Raw genomic sequence first — 14,638 nt, forward strand, 5'->3', positions numbered from 1 at the left:
AGTCTAATTCCCGTTCACGGCACTGAGTGACAGTGCTCGGTGTCAGGTCTAAGGAGCCACGCATGAGCAAGTTCGGAAACCCCGATTTCGACCTCTTCCAGCTGCCGGAAGAGCATGAGGCACTCCGCGACGCGATCCGCGCGCTGAGCGAGAAGGAGATCGCACCGTACGCCAAGGAGGTCGACGAGAAGGCTCGCTTCCCGGAGGAGGCGCGCGCGGCACTCGTGGCCAACGGCTTCAGCGCCGTGCACGTCCCGGAGGACTTCGGCGGTCAGGGCGCCGACTCGCTCGCCGCCTGCATCGTCATCGAAGAGGTCGCCCGCGTCGATGTCTCGGCCTCGCTCATCCCGGCCGTCAACAAGCTCGGCACCATGGGCCTGATCCTGTCGGGATCGGATGAGCTCAAGTCGAAGGTGCTGCCGTCGATCGGGTCGGGCGAGGCGATGGCCTCGTACGCCCTCTCCGAACGCGAGGCGGGCAGTGACGCCGCATCGATGAAGACCCGTGCCCGTCGCGACGGCGACACCTGGGTCCTCAACGGCTCCAAGTGCTGGATCACCAACGGCGGCAAGTCCACCTGGTACACCGTCATGGCCGTCACCGACCCGGAGAAGGGCCCCAACGGGATCTCGGCGTTCATGGTTCACAAGGACGATCCGGGCTTCACCGTCGGACCGCTCGAGCACAAGCTCGGCATCAAGGGCAGCCCGACCGCGGAGCTGTACTTCGAGGACTGCACGATCCCGTCCGACCGGATCATCGGCGACGAGGGCACCGGTTTCAAGACCGCGCTGGCCACTCTCGACCACACCCGCCCGACGATCGGTGCGCAGGCCGTCGGCGTCGCGCAGGGCGCCCTCGACGCGGCCATCGCCTACGTCAAGGATCGCAAGCAGTTCGGCAAGTCCATCAGCACGTTCCAGGGCGTCGAGTTCATGATCGCCGACATGGCGATGAAGGTCGAGGCCGCTCGCCTCATGGTGTACGCGGCCGCCTCGCGCGCCGAGCGCGGCGCCGGTCCGCTGGGCTTCATCTCGTCGGCGTCCAAGTGCATGGCCTCCGACGTCGCGATGGAGGTCACCACCGACGCCGTCCAGCTCTTCGGCGGCGCGGGCTACACCACGGACTTCCCGGTGGAGCGCATGATGCGCGACGCCAAGATCACCCAGATCTACGAGGGCACCAACCAGGTCCAGCGAATGGTGATGGCGCGCGCGCTGTTGCGCGGCTGACGGCGGTCCACCGACCCGAATGCGTCGAGGTGCGCCGCCCGGATGCGCCGCCCGGATGTGGAGCGTCGTGAACGGTCGGGCGGCGTCGAGCGCGGGCACGGCGTCCCGGGGGCGGTCTACCCGACCAACGGAGCCAAGGTCTCGCCGAGCAGGCGGACGCGACCCGGTATGTGGCCGTTCGCCATCAGGTTGACGCTGAAACCGTCGACACCCGTCTCGAGCAGGGCCTCGAACCGCGCCCTGACCTCGTCGGGCCCGCCCAGGATGAATCCGTCGCGGCGTCCGGCGGCCTGGGGCGCCCGCTCGATGTAGGCGTCGAGTTCGGCGACGGCCTCGTCGTGCGTCGGGGCGATACAGGCGTACGTCTGCAGGCTGACCGTGATCTCGGAACGGTCCCGCCCGAGCCGTTCGCAGTGCTCGTCGAGGGCGGCGAGCTTGCGTCCGATCTGGTCGGGCGCGCAGATGATGTTCGACTCGTCGGCGTATTGGGCGACCATGCGCAGGGTCTTGCGCTCGCCGCCGCCGCCGATCAGCACCGGGATGCGCGAGAGCGGTGCAGGGCAGTTCACCGCGTCGCGCACCGTGTACCGTCGCCCGTCGAGACTCGGGCGCTCGCCGCGCAGCATGCCGAGGATGATCTGCAGCGACTCCTCCAACCGTTCGAAGCGGTCGGTGAACGTGCCGAACTCGAAGCCCAGACTGTCGTGCTCGAGTTCGAACCAGCCCGCGCCGATGCCGAGCTGGGCGCGTCCACCGGAGACGACGTCGAGTGCGGTGACCGTCTTCGCGAGAAGCGCGGGTTCCCGATAGGTGTTTCCGGTGACCAGTGCCGACAGCCGGACTCGTGACGTGTGCTGGGCGAGCGCCGACAGGAGCGTGTAGCACTCGATCATCTCCTGATCGTGACTGCCGATCATCGGAAGCTGATAGAAGTGATCCATTACGAACACGGTGTCGAAGCCGGACTCGTCGGCTTCGACGGCCTGCGCGCGGATGCGATCGAACAGATCCTCCGGTGCGACGTCGGGATAGGTGAAATTGGGGATCTGATAGCCGAGGCGCGTCATAGACATCCCACGCCAGTCAGATGTCAAGTAGGCAGTGGTGGTGGTTGGTGTTCGGGGTTACGCGGCGGCGGGTGTGGCAGCTCGCGGCCACGCGGCAGTGTCGTCCCAGGATTGATCGTGCTGCAGGCACCACCACAGGCGCCCGAGGAGCTTGTTGGCCAAGGCTCGCAGTGCGGCGTTGTGGTGGTCTCCGACAGCACGGCGATGGTCGTAGTACTCGCGGGCCGGCGCTGACCATGTCAGCGCTGCGAACGCCCACCAGTGGCAGGCATCGGCCAGACGCCTGTTGCGGACTTTGCGGGCCTTGACGTAGTGCGAGCGGCCTGACGCGATCGTCACCGGCGCTGTTCCTGCGAAAGATCGCAGTCCCGTTGGTGAGCTGAAGCGCTTTGGGTCATCGCCGATTTCGGCGAGAATACGCGCACCGAGAACACCTCCGAGGCCGGGGACCGAGTCGATGATGTCCGCTTGAGGATGCTCGGCGAATGCGGTGACGAGTTCACGCTCGAGCACTGCGACGGCATCGAGCATCGCCACGATGATCGCGACCAGACTGGCTACGGTATGACCTAAGGCCACCTCCACAGCATCCGGCTGCCGCAGCCCGGGGGCGTGCAGATCGCTATGGATCTGGGTTACCAGGGCGGGGTCGTTGCGTCGGCCAACCCTTTTGAGCGCGTTGCTGATCCGCGGGCGAGTCAGCTTCGCCGCATCCGTGGGGGTGGGCGCTATTGAAAGAACCTCCATCGCCGCTCGGTGCTTGAGCTTCGGAAATGCTTGCAACGCTTGAGGATAGAACTCCAGTAGCACCGAACGCAGCCGACTGATCGTCTGATTCTGCGCCCAGATCGCTTCCTGATGCTGACGCGCCAGCGCCTTGATCGCCTGCTGCTGCTCGCTGTTGGCTGGCAGCCGACGATGCTGGTGACGGTCAGTGCGCACGATGTCGGCGAGCACCGCGGCATCACGCGAATCGGACTTGTTGCCCGCCTGTCCGTGGCGTTCGCGGTACCGCGCGACGGCCCGCGGATTGATCGGATACACGGTGAAACCCGCGCCAGCCAACGCCACAACCAGAAGATTCTTATCGGTCTCGATCGCGATCGGCACGTCGTCCGCAGTGCCGCCATGGTCAGCGACCATCGCCAGGAGTTCGGCAAAACCGTTGGGGTCATGAGTGATTCGCCGACGTTCAATGATGAAGCCGGAGTCGTCCATCAACGCTATGTCGTGATGGTCCTCGGCCCAGTCGATACCGCACGTGATCATCGAGCACATCCTTTCCGATGCCATCCGCCAGTAGGTCCGGCGAATCGATGAGCTCGGAGAGCGGGCGGCGACCTAATGGCGGCACTCTCGGTGCGGCATCTCACAAGCCGAACACGCACCTCCGCGGCGGACTGATGGGGTCACCGTCTACGTTCAGACCTCGGCACGCATCCGTGAACTCAACTGTCAGTAATCACCCACCAGCAGCTCGGTTCAACCATGCACCGGAATCGGTAAAATCTCAGTGACCACCCACCAGCCGCCATGTCGTCCCGCCCAGATGTGCGGACCCGACACTCCCATTAGGTGAAATCTACTGCCGCCCGGCGCCGTGCGCATGTTCATCGGAGAACGGCGTCGGCCTTCTCCATCGCGGCGATCGCGGCGACGCGGTCGTCGTCGGCGCCGCGCACCCACACCAGGGCCGCGCCGTGCAGGAGCGGAGCCAGCAGATTCGCCGCGATCCCGTCGGCGTCGCGCCAGGGACGTGTCGACACGATCCGCGCGCCCGGCGTGACCGTCGACTCGGTCGAGGCGAGGGCGGCCGTCGTGACACCGTTCAACGCGAACTCGCCCGCACCCGACGGTCGGTACTGGTCGCCGTGGGTGCGGACCGACTCGCCGAAGTCGCTGACTCCGAGCGGCAGATCCCGCGCGCCCATCGCGAACGGATCGAGGGGGACCACGACGACCTCGTCCTCGTCGTGACCGTCGAGCCGGTCCCGACTCGTGAACGCGATACGAGGGTCGCCGTCGCCGTCGTCGATCAGCACGCGCGCGCCCGCCCACCAGACGCCGAGCAGTACCGCGGCGGTCTGCCAGTGCTCGGGCAGATCGACGCGGACGTCGTCGCCGGGCAGCACGCCGATCTCGTCGCGGAGGTAGTTCGCGATCTTGGCCGCCCAGTTGCCGAGGGTGGCCGCCGACAGTTCGGTGCGTTCGCCGGTTCCCTCGTCGTAGAAGGTGAGTAGCGGCCTCGCGTGGTCCGCGACGCGCCGCAGGACGATTCCGGTGAGAGTCTCGGTCATGACTCCATCGTCGCCGATGCCGGTCAGTTGACGCAGACCGGCCCGTTCCCGTCTGCCTTGATGACCGGTTGCTTGGGCGCGGACGAGGTGGTCGACGGCGACTCCTGCGTGCTGTCGCCGCCCTGATCGCCGGTGTTCACGACGGATCCGACGCCGGTGTACGTGTTGGTGAGCGCCAGCTTCAGCTTGTCGTCCGGCAGCGACGGGTCCTCGCGGATCTCGACGGCCCCGCCGAGGTCCTTGACCAACTGCTTGGCGCCGTCGCTGTCCTTCGACTTCGCATAGACGATCGAGTCGAACTCGTTCATCGGCTTGGTCGAGGTCTCGCCGCGCTGGTATCCGCGATCGGTGAGAAGCCGCGACACATTGCCGGCCAGACCTTCGACGGTGCCCGCGTTCACCACGTCGACGGTGTACCCGGCGCGCGGGTTCTCCGAGTCGGTGGTCGGCTTGTTCCCGAGCAGCCGGTCGACGTACGAGTGGACCTGCGCGGTGTCGATGCCCAGGACGCTCTGCGTACCGTCGTCGCTCCACGCCTGGTCGTCGGCGATCGGGATGGTCGTGAACTTCACATTTCCGCCGGACAGGTCCTTGAGCTGTTCGGCGAATCCGATGACGTCCCAGCCGTCGTCGAGCATCACCGAGCGGGAGACGGCGTTCTGCAGTTCGCTGAGCTTGCCCGCGTCGGTGAGGGTCTGCGACGACAGGATCTTCTGCGCCAGTGAGGCCATGTACACCTGTTGCCGGGTGATGCGGTCGAGGTCGCCGCGGGGCAGCCCGTGTCGCTGTCGGACGAAGCTCAACGCCTGCGGACCGTCCAGAGTCTGGCGACCCTTGCGGAACCGGGCACCCGAGAGAGGCTCGCTCACCGCGTGTTTGAGACACACGTCGACTCCGCCGACCGCGTCGGTGAGCAGCGCGAAGCCGAGGAGGCCGACCTCGGCGTAGTGGTCGACGCTGACGCCGGTCAGGTTCGCCACGGTCTCGATGAGCGCTCGACGACCCGCCTTGGTTCCGGCTTCTTCGGCGTCGGCCTCGCTCTCACCGGCCTCGACCTCCTTGATCCGGACCTCCTCGCGCGTCGCACCGTAGGCGGCGTTGATCTTGCTCTTGCCCAGCCCCGGCACGTCGACGTAGGAGTCGCGCGGGATCGAGATCGCGGTGGCCGCCGACCCGTCGTTCGGGATGCGGATCAACAGGATGGTGTCGGTGCTGGTGGACACCTCGCCACTGACCCGGAGTCGGTGGAGTTCCTCCTCGGACAGGGGATTGCCCTTCGCGTCGTTGCGGGAGTCGGTGCCGACCAGCAGGATGTCGACCGCGCCGTCGTCGTTGCCGCCGAGTTCGAGACCGCCGAGTTTGGTGACGGCGGCGTTGAGCGAGTTGACCCGACTCCACCCGAAACCGGTGATCAACAGGACGACGACGGTCAGGATCGCGACCGCCGCCCGGCCGACGTGCTTGGCCGGGATCCCGACGATGGGACGCGCGGCCCACACGGCGACGGCGTCGCGCAGCGTTCCGACTTCCGGACGCGGCTTCGCGGACTCGGTCGGTCTGCGTTTGCGCGGCGCGGTGTGGATCTCCTCGGACACACGACGGCGTCGCCCGTCGGTGTCGACCGGTGCGGGTCGACGCTTCTGCGGGCGCGACGGGTCGTGATCGGGTCGTCGCCGGGCCCGACCGTCGCGGGAGTCGTCGTCCCGTCCGCTCTCGCGTCGCTGATCCACGTGCTGGTCGATCCCTTCGTGTCGCTGCAGCCGCATCTGGAGAGGAGGCTCCCGGACGAGGATACTGGCGTGGCGCGGGTCGATCCGGGAAGCGCGCCCGGCGTGGGGCACCATGGTCGCTGTGAGTTCCCTGACGACGGTGTACGTGATCGGCGCGGCGGGCCAGCTGGGCACCGCCCTACTGCGCTCGCCCGCCGTACCCGGTGGAGCGACGGTCCGCGGTCTCGGGTCGACGGACGTCGACATCACATCGGCGGCGAGTGTCGACCGGGCGCTCGCCGATCTGCGCGCGGGCGACGTGGTGATCAATGCCGCGGCGTTCACCGACGTCGACCGAGCCGAGACCGCGCCCGAGGACGCCTACGCGGTGAACGCCGACGGCGCGGGGAATCTCGCGCGGGCGGCCGCGCGCGCGGCCGCGGAACTGATCCACGTCTCCACCGACTACGTGTTCGCGTCGGCCGCACCGCATCGGCCGCTCGAACCCGACGACCTCGCCGACGACGCGCGGGCTGCCACGGTCTACGGGTCGAGTAAGCGAGCGGGGGAGCGCGCGGTGCTGGCGGCGCATCCCGCGGCGCTGATCGTGCGGACCGCGTGGGTGTTCACCGGTGTCCCTCCGGTCCGTGACTTCGTCACCACCATGACCCGGCTCGCCGCCGACGGCGCCTCCCCGAACGTCGTCGACGATCAGCGGGGCTCGCCGACGTACGCGCCCGACCTCGCGGCGGGTCTGTGGGAGTTGACGGGTCATCTGATCGGCGGTCGATCGGTCGAGCGGCGCGTTCTACATGGGACGAACGCCGGAGAGGCGACGTGGTGTGACCTCGCTCGCGCCGTCTTCGCCGCTGTCGGAGCCGATCCAGATCGCGTGAATCCTTGCACCACAGCGGAATTCCCGCGTCCTGCGGCACGTCCGGCGTATTCGGTGCTGTCGAACGAGAGTTGGCTCGCCGCCGGTCTCACCCCGCTGCGCGACTGGCGCGCGGCGCTGTCGGACGCGCTCGGCGCCGCGCGTTCGGGTTAGTCTGTCGCGGTGACTGCTCCTTTCGGGGTGGTCACCGTGACGTACTCGTCCGGTGACTACCTGCACAACTTCCTCCGCACGCTCGGCGACGCGTCGGTCCACACGCCGCCGGTCGTCATCGCCGACAACGGCTCGGACGACGGCGCACCGGAGAAGGCCGCGGCCGAGTACGACAACGTGACGCTGGTGCACACCGGCGGAAACATCGGATACGGCGCCGCCATGAACCGCGGCGTCGCCGAACTCGATCCGGACATCGAGTTCGTGGTGATCGCCAATCCGGACGTCGAGTGGTCGCCGGGCTCCCTGGACGAGCTCCTCGCCGCAGCGCAGCGGTGGCCGCGCGCGGCCAGCCTCGGTCCGCTCGTCACCGAACTCGACGGCTCGGTGTATCCCTCCGCCCGCGCCGTGCCGAACCTGATCTCGGGGACCGGGCACGCGGTGCTCGGCGCGGTCTGGCCGAACAACCCGTGGACACAGGCGTATCGCGACGACGATCCGGCGGGGGTCGAACGCCCCGTCGGATGGCTGTCGGGATCGTGTCTGCTGGTACGCCGCAGCGCATTCGACAGCGTCGACGGCTTCGACTCGCGCTACTTCATGTTCATGGAGGACGTCGACCTCGGCGATCGCTTCGGTCGTGCGGGGTGGCTCAACGTCTACGTGCCGGGTGCGCGGGTGCTGCACGCCAAGAGCCACTCGGTCAGCAGGCATCCGGAGAAGATGATCCCAGCGCACCACGCGAGCGCCTACCGGTTCAACGCCGATCGGAACCCGGGGCCGCTGCGTGCTCCGCTGCGGCTGGCCCTGCGTGCCGGTCTGGCCGTCCGCTCGAAGATCGCCGTCGCCGCGGCCCTGCGCGAACAGCGTCGCGCGGGCTGACGGCCACGCATTCGAACGTCCATGTCGAAAGGAAAATCTGTGGCACCGTCTGTTCAGGCACTGGTCCTCGTCGGTGGCAAGGGCACCCGGTTGCGTCCGCTGACGCTGTCCGCGCCCAAGCCGATGCTCCCCACCGCGGGGCAGCCGTTCCTCACGCATCTGCTCGCGCGGATCCGGGAGGCGGGGATCACCGACGTGGTGCTCGGCACGTCGTTCAAGGCCGAGGTCTTCGAGGAGTACTACGGCGACGGGTCGTCGCTCGGGCTGAACCTGACCTATGTGACCGAGGACCAGCCGCTGGGCACCGGCGGCGGCATCCGGAACGTGTACGACTCGCTGACCGCGGACACGATTCTGGTGTTCAACGGCGATGTACTGGGCGGCACCGACATCCGCGACGTGGTCACCACACACTCCGAGTCGGGTGCCGAAGTGACCCTGCACCTGGTGAAGGTCAGCGATCCGCGGGCGTTCGGCTGCGTGCCGACCGACGCCTCGGGTCGGGTCACCGCGTTCCTGGAGAAGACCCAGGATCCGCCGACCAATCAGATCAACGCCGGAACGTACGTGTTCGATCGCCGCGTGATCGGGGAGATCCCGGTCGGTCGACCGGTGTCGGTGGAGCGCGAGGTGTTCCCGTCGCTCCTGGCACAGGGACGTCACATCCACGCGCACGTCGACAACGCCTATTGGCGGGACATGGGCACGCCCGAGGACTTCGTGCGAGGCAGCGCCGATCTGGTCCGCGGAATCGCGCCGTCGCCGATCATCGCGCAGCGGTGCGGCGAGGCACTCGTGCTCGACGACGCCGACGTCGCCGCGAACGCGGTCCTGATCGGCGGCACCGTCGTAGGGCGGGGCGCGACAGTCGGCAGCGGCGCCCGGCTCGACGGCGCCGTCGTCTTCGACGGGGCGATGGTCGAGGCCGGTGCCGTGGTGGAGCGCAGCATCGTCGGCTTCGGCGCCCGGGTCGGTGCGGGTGCGCTGGTACGCGACACCGTGATCGGCGACCGCGCGTCCATCGGCGCCCGTTGCGAGCTGCTGCGCGGCGCACGCGTGTGGCCGGAGATCCAGATCCCCGACGGCGGCGTCCGGTTCTCCACGGATGTGTGAACGGGCCGACCGTCAGCGCGACGGGGTGCCCTGGACGTCCTCTCCCCACGCCTGGGCGGGGACGTCACGATCGGCGACGACCTCGTCGCCGGCCAGCCGGTAGTTCACCACGACGGGCCCGCCGGTCGGATTCGCCGTCGCGTCGCCGGGGCCGAGCCACCGGTAGGTGACCGACACCGACGAGTTCGACCAGGCTGTGACCTGGGAGAACGCCGTCTCATGCTCGGTGTCGTAGCGGACGAATCCGTTCGCGTCGAAGAAGAGGACGCGCGTCGGTGAGCTTCCGGTGCCCTGGTCGAGGACGGCGTCGACCCACATCAGGTCCGGGCACGAGCCGACGGGCGCGTCGGTGTGCTTGTCGGCGACGATGCCGCGTCCGTAGAACGTGCCGATGCCGGCGAGGGCCTCGGTGACGACGGGGGAGTTCGGATCGAGGCACCGGCCGTCGCCCGCGGTGGCCGGAGTGACCGGGTCCGCCGCGGGGCTGGTCGTATCCGGCGCGTCGGATACGACCGTCGATGTCTGGGTCTGCGTCTGGGTCAGGGTCTGCGTCGTGGTGGCGGGCGTGGTCTGTGCCGAGGCGTCATCGGCGGTGTGACATCCGGCGACGCCCACGACGACGGCGGCCGCCGACACGGCGGCTGCGATGGACTTGTTCATGGTGCCTCCCTTGATCGTTCGTCTGATCGTTCGTCACCGGGTCCGTCGGTTGCGACGAGAGAGGCGTTAAGCGCGTGTCGGTCGAACGACTGACGCGACCGGCTGTCAGCGGGCCTTCGCGGCGGCGAGGAGGCCGGTGCCGACCGGAACGATGGCGGGTAGGAAACGGTCGTCCTCGGCGACGATGGTCGCCGCCTCGCGTGCGGCGAGAGTGCGCGGATCGGCGGCGTCGCGGTCGTCGATGGTGCCGTCGGCCGATGCGTTGTTGACCACGAGCAGCCCGCCGGGCCGCAGGATTCGGACCGACTCGGCGACGAACGTCGGATACGACAGCGGGGGACCGTCCACGAAGACCAGATCGTACGATTCGTCGGCGAGACGAGTCAGCACGTCGGTGGGGGCGCCGTTGATGAGTCGGGTGCGGCCGGGCGCTATCTCGGCGTCGGCGAAGGTCTCGCGTGCGGCGCGGTGGTGCTCGGCCTCCGGATCGATGGTGGTCAGAATGCCGGTGGACGGCATACCGGCCAACAGCCACAGACTGCTGACACCGACCCCGGTCCCGATCTCCACGACGTGTTCGGCGTTCGCGGTGCGCGCCAGCAGTGACAGGAGCGCTCCGGTGGCGGGGCTGACGGCGCGAGCACCCAACTCCTCGCCGCGCAGACGGGCCCCGGTCATCGCGTCGTCCTCGATGATCGCGGCCTCGGCGTACGCGTTGAGCCGGTCGGTGGTCTGCGCGGGCGTCTCGTCAGTCATGTGAACGAGGGTGCCACAACGGTGCTGACCAGGTATCAACCAGTGGCGATTCGCATCCTCAGGAAACACACAGGGCGCTCTGGGGTGTGCCACATTCGGATGAGGAATGGTTCAAGTCGATGGCTTGGAATTTCGATCGCACCGCAGACGTTGCACATGCACAGACGATTCGTTCTGTCGGCGATTCTGCGAAGGAAGGAACTGGCGCGCTACCGATGAGTCTGCACACCACGACCGATGTCGAACCGACCGCCCGTGATTCGTTCCGCGGGACGGCGGGTTTCGATGCCACCGGCGACAAGAACCTGATGCCGTCATGGGACGAACTCGTCGCCGAGCACGCGGACCGCGTGTACCGTCTCGCATTCCGCCTCGCCGGAAACCAGCACGACGCCGAGGACCTCACCCAGGAGACCTTCATTCGGGTGTTCCGGTCGCTGACCAACTACAAGCCCGGCACGTTCGAGGGCTGGCTGCACCGCATCACCACCAACCTGTTCCTGGACATGGTTCGTCGTCGCGCCAAGATCCGCATGGAGGCGTTGGAGCCGACGTACGAGAAGATCCCGACCGACACGCCCGACCCGCAGCAGGCGTACGCCGATGCGAACCTGGGCAAGGACCTGCAGGACGCTCTCGACTCGCTCGCTCCCGAGTTCCGCGCCGCGATCGTCCTGTGCGACATCGAGGGACTCTCGTACGAGGAGGTCGGCGCGACGCTCGGCGTCAAGATGGGCACCGTTCGCAGCCGCATTCACCGCGGCCGACAGGGCATCCGCGAGTTCCTCGCCGCACGGGGGCACACCGACAGTCGTTCGGTCGCCGTCGCCAGTGAGGTCTGATCGCGTAAGCTGGGCCCGACGAGATCACGGTGGGCCGCGCAGCGGCCGTCGAGTGGAAGGGGCGCCGCCTGTGGGTCTGGGGCACGTACGTCGTTCGTCCGGTCGCCTGTGGGCGCCCGCATCCGGCTCTATCGTCCCGAACCCGGAGCACCGGCCCCGCCAGGAGTTCGCCGCCACCGAACACTTGTCGATCGAGGCCGTCGTCGCCTATGTCGACAGCGAACTGTCGCCGACCGCGGCGCACCGCGCCGACGCGCATCTGGCCGCATGCCCACACTGCGTGGACGAGGTCGCCAGCCAGGCGCGTGCGCGATCGCTGCTGCGTGCGGGCGACGACATGAGCGCACCGCCGTCGCTGCTCGGGCAGCTCAGCCAGATACCCACGCGGGAGATCGACATGCGTCGTGCCGCCGGCCGGTCGAATCGCCGGGGCCGCTGACTCGTGACTGACCCGACCCCCGACTCGCAGGACGAGGCCGTCTTCGGCCGCCCCGACGGCGTCACCGGCTCCTTCGCGGGCGCCCCGTCGCCGGGCCGACCCGCGCCCACTGTCGCCGCTCCCGATCCGGTGCTGGCCGAGGCGTTCGGCAAGCCCGAGGGAGTGTCCGAGACCCTGCAGCGCGATCCGCTGGCACAGAAACCGGACGAGACCGTCGTCGAACCCGCCGATCCGTGGCGCGACCCGGAGTCCGGTGTGGCCCTGGCCGGTCCCGCGCTGACCGAGCAGTCGGCGCCGACGCCGGTGGATCCGGGGCCCAAACTCGGTGTCCGCGATCTGTTGACGGGACGTCGCGTGCACTGGTGGGCGCTGATGTCGCTGGCGATCGTCGCGATCCTCGTCGGGGTGGCGGGCGGGCTGATCGGCCGGTGGACGGCCGAGGTCGCCACGCCGCTGAACTCGAACTCGGTGAAGTTGAACGTCGACGACTCCGGTGACGACGGTGACGGGACCCGGGTCACGAAGGTCGCGGACGCGATGGAGCAGGCCGTCGTCACGATCGAGGTCCGCACGGCGGGCGGCGGCGAGACCGGTTCGGGGTTCGTGATCGACAAGTCGGGCTATATCGCGACGAACAATCACGTCGTGTCGATGGCCGCGAATGATCGGTCCGCGAAGACGGAGGTCGTGTTCGCCGACCGCACCCGGGTTCCTGCCCGCCTCGTGGGACGCGACCCGAAGACCGACCTCGCGGTGATCAAGGTCGACGACGTGCAGAACCTGACGGTCTCCAAGCTCGGCGACTCGTCGAAGGTCGAGATCGGCGAGGACGTGGTGGCGTTCGGTGCCCCGCTGGGACTGTCGAAGACGGTGACGACGGGCATCGTGAGCGCCGTGGACCGTCCGGTCCCGCTCCGGCCGGACGCGACGTCGGACACCGACGCGGTGATCAACGCCATTCAGACGGACGCCGCGATCAACCCCGGCAACTCGGGCGGCCCGCTCGTCGATTCGCAGGCCCGCGTCATCGGCGTCAACACGGCGATCCAGTCGGCGACCGGCGGTTCGGTCGGACTCGGTTTCGCGATTCCGATCAACGAGGCCCGACCGGTTTTCGAGCGCTTGATCTCCGGCGGGAAGATGACTCATCCCACGATCGGTCTCACGACGGCCACGGTGCGCAACGACAGGGTGTTCGGCGCCCAGGTCCGCGATGTGGCCGACGGCAGTGCCGCCGCGCGTGCCGGGCTGCGTGAAGGCGATGTGATCACGAAGTTCAACGGTCGCGACATTGAGGGCGCGGACGAGTTGACGGTTGCCGTTCGGACGTCGAAGATCGATGAGGCAGTGAAGTTCACCTACTGGCGTGAGGGCCGGACCTTCGACGGTTCGATCACTCCGGTCAGCGATTAGACACGGATCGAGCGGGTACGACGATGTTCAGCAGTATCGGTTGGGGCGAGATCGTGGTGCTGCTCGCCGCGGGCCTCATCATTCTGGGGCCGGAACGTCTGCCCGGCGCCGTCACCTGGACGATGCAGTCGATCCGCAAGGTCCGCGACTACGCGACCGGCGCGTCCGGTCAGCTGCGCGATGAGATGGGCGTCGACTTCGAGCAGTTCCGCGAGCCTATTCAGCAGATCAACGAACTGCGCCAGATGAATCCGCGGAGCGCCGTCACCAAGCACCTTTTCGGCGGCGACTCGTCGTCGCTGGACTCGGTGGAGGAACTGGGCCGCTCCTTCCGCGACTCCTTCGACATCGACGGCACCGCTACGCCGTCGAAGCCTGCCCGGCCGGAGCCGAAAGCCCCCGAACTCCCCGCTCCCGAGCCCGCCAAGCCGAACCTCTCCAAACGCTCCCACGACTTCACCGACTGGGACGCCACCTAAACCGTATCCGCGGCATCTGGCCACATTCGCGGCATTCCCGACTGCCGCGAATGTCTCCGAGCGAAGCGAATGCGGTGGTTAGGGGTTTCTACGGCGGCATCTTGTCGATCGTCGCTCGCGTAAACGCCAGAGCGCGGTCACACACCTGGGCGATCGGTGGAGTCGCGGTGCCGGTGTAGGTGACGGACGTCCGCACCCCGGCCTGTCGAGATTGGACGTAGGTTTCGCATCGGGTGCCGTCGCGATACACCAGCACGCCGACGGATCGCGCGCGAAGTCGTTGGTCCTCAAGCCATTCAGTGAATCCGTCGTTCGGTAACCGCTTCTTCGCGGCATCCAGACTTGGAGAGTTCCCGACGACCTGGTCGACGACCCAGGAACCCACGTCCGACGAGGTCCAGACACATCCTCGGAGCGTCTGTCCGTTCGTGCCGGCCGCGTCGTGAACGGACTCTGGTGCCCAGCCGAGAACACCTAGTCTCTCTGAGTGCATCGCCGTGCAGGGTTCGTAAGAAGTACCTGCATTTGCGGGATTCCACCTGCGGTCGTGAGTTGTTGTAAACGGAAGTTGGACGCCGCTGCTATCGGTTTGGCGAACTGTGTCGGAGGACGTCTCAGATGTCCTTGGCAAGGCTTCACTTGAGCATCCGACCGCGAGTACGGAGATCGCCAATACAGACATACGGCTGAGTCTGATCATT

15 protein-coding genes are annotated in these 14,638 nt (G+C 67.8%); 8 read left to right on the forward strand and 7 right to left on the reverse strand.

Annotated features, from left to right (window positions below):
* Positions 1-62: 62 nt before the first annotated feature.
* On the forward strand, positions 63-1,232 hold the full coding sequence (locus tag BKA16_RS11395) for an acyl-CoA dehydrogenase (protein WP_183370771.1): 1,170 nt from the start codon (positions 63-65) through the stop codon (positions 1,230-1,232).
* A 116-nt stretch (positions 1,233-1,348) separates the two neighbouring features.
* Here the strand turns inward: BKA16_RS11395 and BKA16_RS11400 are convergent, their stop codons facing one another.
* The 4 genes from BKA16_RS11400 to BKA16_RS11415 all read right to left on the reverse strand — a co-directional run bounded on the left by BKA16_RS11400 (position 1,349) and on the right by BKA16_RS11415 (position 6,326).
* Positions 1,349-2,299: an LLM class F420-dependent oxidoreductase gene (locus BKA16_RS11400; protein ID WP_183370772.1), complete on the reverse strand. Its 951-nt coding sequence runs from the start codon at positions 2,297-2,299 to the stop codon at positions 1,349-1,351.
* Between the two features lie 57 nt (positions 2,300-2,356).
* On the reverse strand, positions 2,357-3,568 hold the full coding sequence (locus BKA16_RS11405) for an IS110 family RNA-guided transposase (RefSeq protein WP_183370773.1): 1,212 nt from the start codon (positions 3,566-3,568) through the stop codon (positions 2,357-2,359).
* A 341-nt stretch (positions 3,569-3,909) separates the two neighbouring features.
* Complete coding sequence (locus BKA16_RS11410; RefSeq protein WP_183370774.1) at positions 3,910-4,596, reverse strand: TIGR03089 family protein; 687 nt, start codon at positions 4,594-4,596, stop codon at positions 3,910-3,912.
* A gap of 23 nt (positions 4,597-4,619) precedes the next feature.
* Positions 4,620-6,326, reverse strand: a complete 1,707-nt coding sequence (locus BKA16_RS11415; protein ID WP_343067382.1) for an LCP family protein — start codon at positions 6,324-6,326, stop codon at positions 4,620-4,622.
* Positions 6,327-6,438: 112 nt separating this feature from the next.
* Here BKA16_RS11415 and rfbD point away from each other — a divergent pair, with 112 nt between their 5' ends.
* The 3 genes from rfbD to manB are packed head-to-tail and all read left to right on the forward strand — an operon-like array spanning position 6,439 to position 9,348.
* A complete protein-coding gene (rfbD, locus tag BKA16_RS11420; RefSeq protein ID WP_183370776.1) occupies positions 6,439-7,353 on the forward strand; it encodes a dTDP-4-dehydrorhamnose reductase in 915 nt (304 codons plus the stop codon).
* A 9-nt stretch (positions 7,354-7,362) separates the two neighbouring features.
* A complete protein-coding gene (locus BKA16_RS11425; RefSeq protein ID WP_183370777.1) occupies positions 7,363-8,235 on the forward strand; it encodes a glycosyltransferase in 873 nt (290 codons plus the stop codon).
* A gap of 21 nt (positions 8,236-8,256) precedes the next feature.
* Positions 8,257-9,348: a mannose-1-phosphate guanylyltransferase gene (gene manB / locus BKA16_RS11430; RefSeq protein ID WP_183370778.1), complete on the forward strand. Its 1,092-nt coding sequence runs from the start codon at positions 8,257-8,259 to the stop codon at positions 9,346-9,348.
* 12 nt (positions 9,349-9,360) lie between these two features.
* On the opposite strand, the gene BKA16_RS11435 is transcribed toward manB, so the two are convergent.
* Positions 9,361-10,008 carry an LppP/LprE family lipoprotein gene (locus BKA16_RS11435; RefSeq protein ID WP_183370779.1) on the reverse strand — a complete coding sequence of 216 codons (648 nt, stop codon included), beginning with the start codon at positions 10,006-10,008 and terminating at the stop codon, positions 9,361-9,363.
* A gap of 105 nt (positions 10,009-10,113) precedes the next feature.
* Positions 10,114-10,764, reverse strand: a complete 651-nt coding sequence (locus BKA16_RS11440) for an O-methyltransferase (RefSeq protein WP_183370780.1) — start codon at positions 10,762-10,764, stop codon at positions 10,114-10,116.
* Between the two features lie 215 nt (positions 10,765-10,979).
* On the opposite strand from BKA16_RS11440, the gene sigE reads away from it, so the two are divergent.
* The 4 genes from sigE (at position 10,980) to tatB (ending at position 13,937) form a co-directional block, all read left to right on the forward strand.
* On the forward strand, positions 10,980-11,606 hold the full coding sequence (gene sigE / locus BKA16_RS11445; RefSeq protein ID WP_183370781.1) for an RNA polymerase sigma factor SigE: 627 nt from the start codon (positions 10,980-10,982) through the stop codon (positions 11,604-11,606).
* A gap of 70 nt (positions 11,607-11,676) precedes the next feature.
* Positions 11,677-12,045 carry a zf-HC2 domain-containing protein gene (locus BKA16_RS11450; RefSeq protein ID WP_183370782.1) on the forward strand — a complete coding sequence of 123 codons (369 nt, stop codon included), beginning with the start codon at positions 11,677-11,679 and terminating at the stop codon, positions 12,043-12,045.
* A 3-nt stretch (positions 12,046-12,048) separates the two neighbouring features.
* A complete protein-coding gene (locus BKA16_RS11455) occupies positions 12,049-13,458 on the forward strand; it encodes a trypsin-like peptidase domain-containing protein (protein WP_183370783.1) in 1,410 nt (469 codons plus the stop codon).
* 23 nt (positions 13,459-13,481) lie between these two features.
* The gene (gene tatB, locus BKA16_RS11460; RefSeq protein WP_183370784.1) at positions 13,482-13,937 is read left to right on the forward strand and encodes a Sec-independent protein translocase protein TatB; all 456 of its coding nucleotides are present in this window, start codon (positions 13,482-13,484) and stop codon (positions 13,935-13,937) included.
* An 88-nt stretch (positions 13,938-14,025) separates the two neighbouring features.
* Here the strand turns inward: tatB and BKA16_RS24300 are convergent, their stop codons facing one another.
* The gene (locus tag BKA16_RS24300; protein WP_382427186.1) at positions 14,026-14,637 is read right to left on the reverse strand and encodes a DUF3558 family protein; all 612 of its coding nucleotides are present in this window, start codon (positions 14,635-14,637) and stop codon (positions 14,026-14,028) included.
* Between the last annotated feature and the right edge of the window lies 1 nt (position 14,638).

Source organism: Gordonia humi, assembly GCF_014197435.1.
Lineage (GTDB): Bacteria > Actinomycetota > Actinomycetes > Mycobacteriales > Mycobacteriaceae > Gordonia > Gordonia humi.

Bases quoted from the DNA above. Each gene is read 5' to 3' on its own strand.
- BKA16_RS11395 (WP_183370771.1), top strand. From the start codon at position 63: ATGAGCAAGTTCGGAAACCCCGATTTCGACCTCTTCCAGCTGCCGGAA.
- BKA16_RS11400 (WP_183370772.1), bottom strand. From the start codon at position 2,299: ATGACGCGCCTCGGCTATCAGATCCCCAATTTCACCTATCCCGACGTC.
- BKA16_RS11405 (WP_183370773.1), bottom strand. From the start codon at position 3,568: ATGATCACGTGCGGTATCGACTGGGCCGAGGACCATCACGACATAGCG.
- BKA16_RS11410 (WP_183370774.1), bottom strand. From the start codon at position 4,596: ATGACCGAGACTCTCACCGGAATCGTCCTGCGGCGCGTCGCGGACCAC.
- rfbD (WP_183370776.1), top strand. From the start codon at position 6,439: ATGGTCGCTGTGAGTTCCCTGACGACGGTGTACGTGATCGGCGCGGCG.
- manB (WP_183370778.1), top strand. From the start codon at position 8,257: ATGTCGAAAGGAAAATCTGTGGCACCGTCTGTTCAGGCACTGGTCCTC.
- BKA16_RS11435 (WP_183370779.1), bottom strand. From the start codon at position 10,008: ATGAACAAGTCCATCGCAGCCGCCGTGTCGGCGGCCGCCGTCGTCGTG.
- BKA16_RS11440 (WP_183370780.1), bottom strand. From the start codon at position 10,764: ATGACTGACGAGACGCCCGCGCAGACCACCGACCGGCTCAACGCGTAC.
- sigE (WP_183370781.1), top strand. From the start codon at position 10,980: ATGAGTCTGCACACCACGACCGATGTCGAACCGACCGCCCGTGATTCG.
- tatB (WP_183370784.1), top strand. From the start codon at position 13,482: ATGTTCAGCAGTATCGGTTGGGGCGAGATCGTGGTGCTGCTCGCCGCG.
- BKA16_RS24300 (WP_382427186.1), bottom strand. From the start codon at position 14,637: ATGATCAGACTCAGCCGTATGTCTGTATTGGCGATCTCCGTACTCGCG.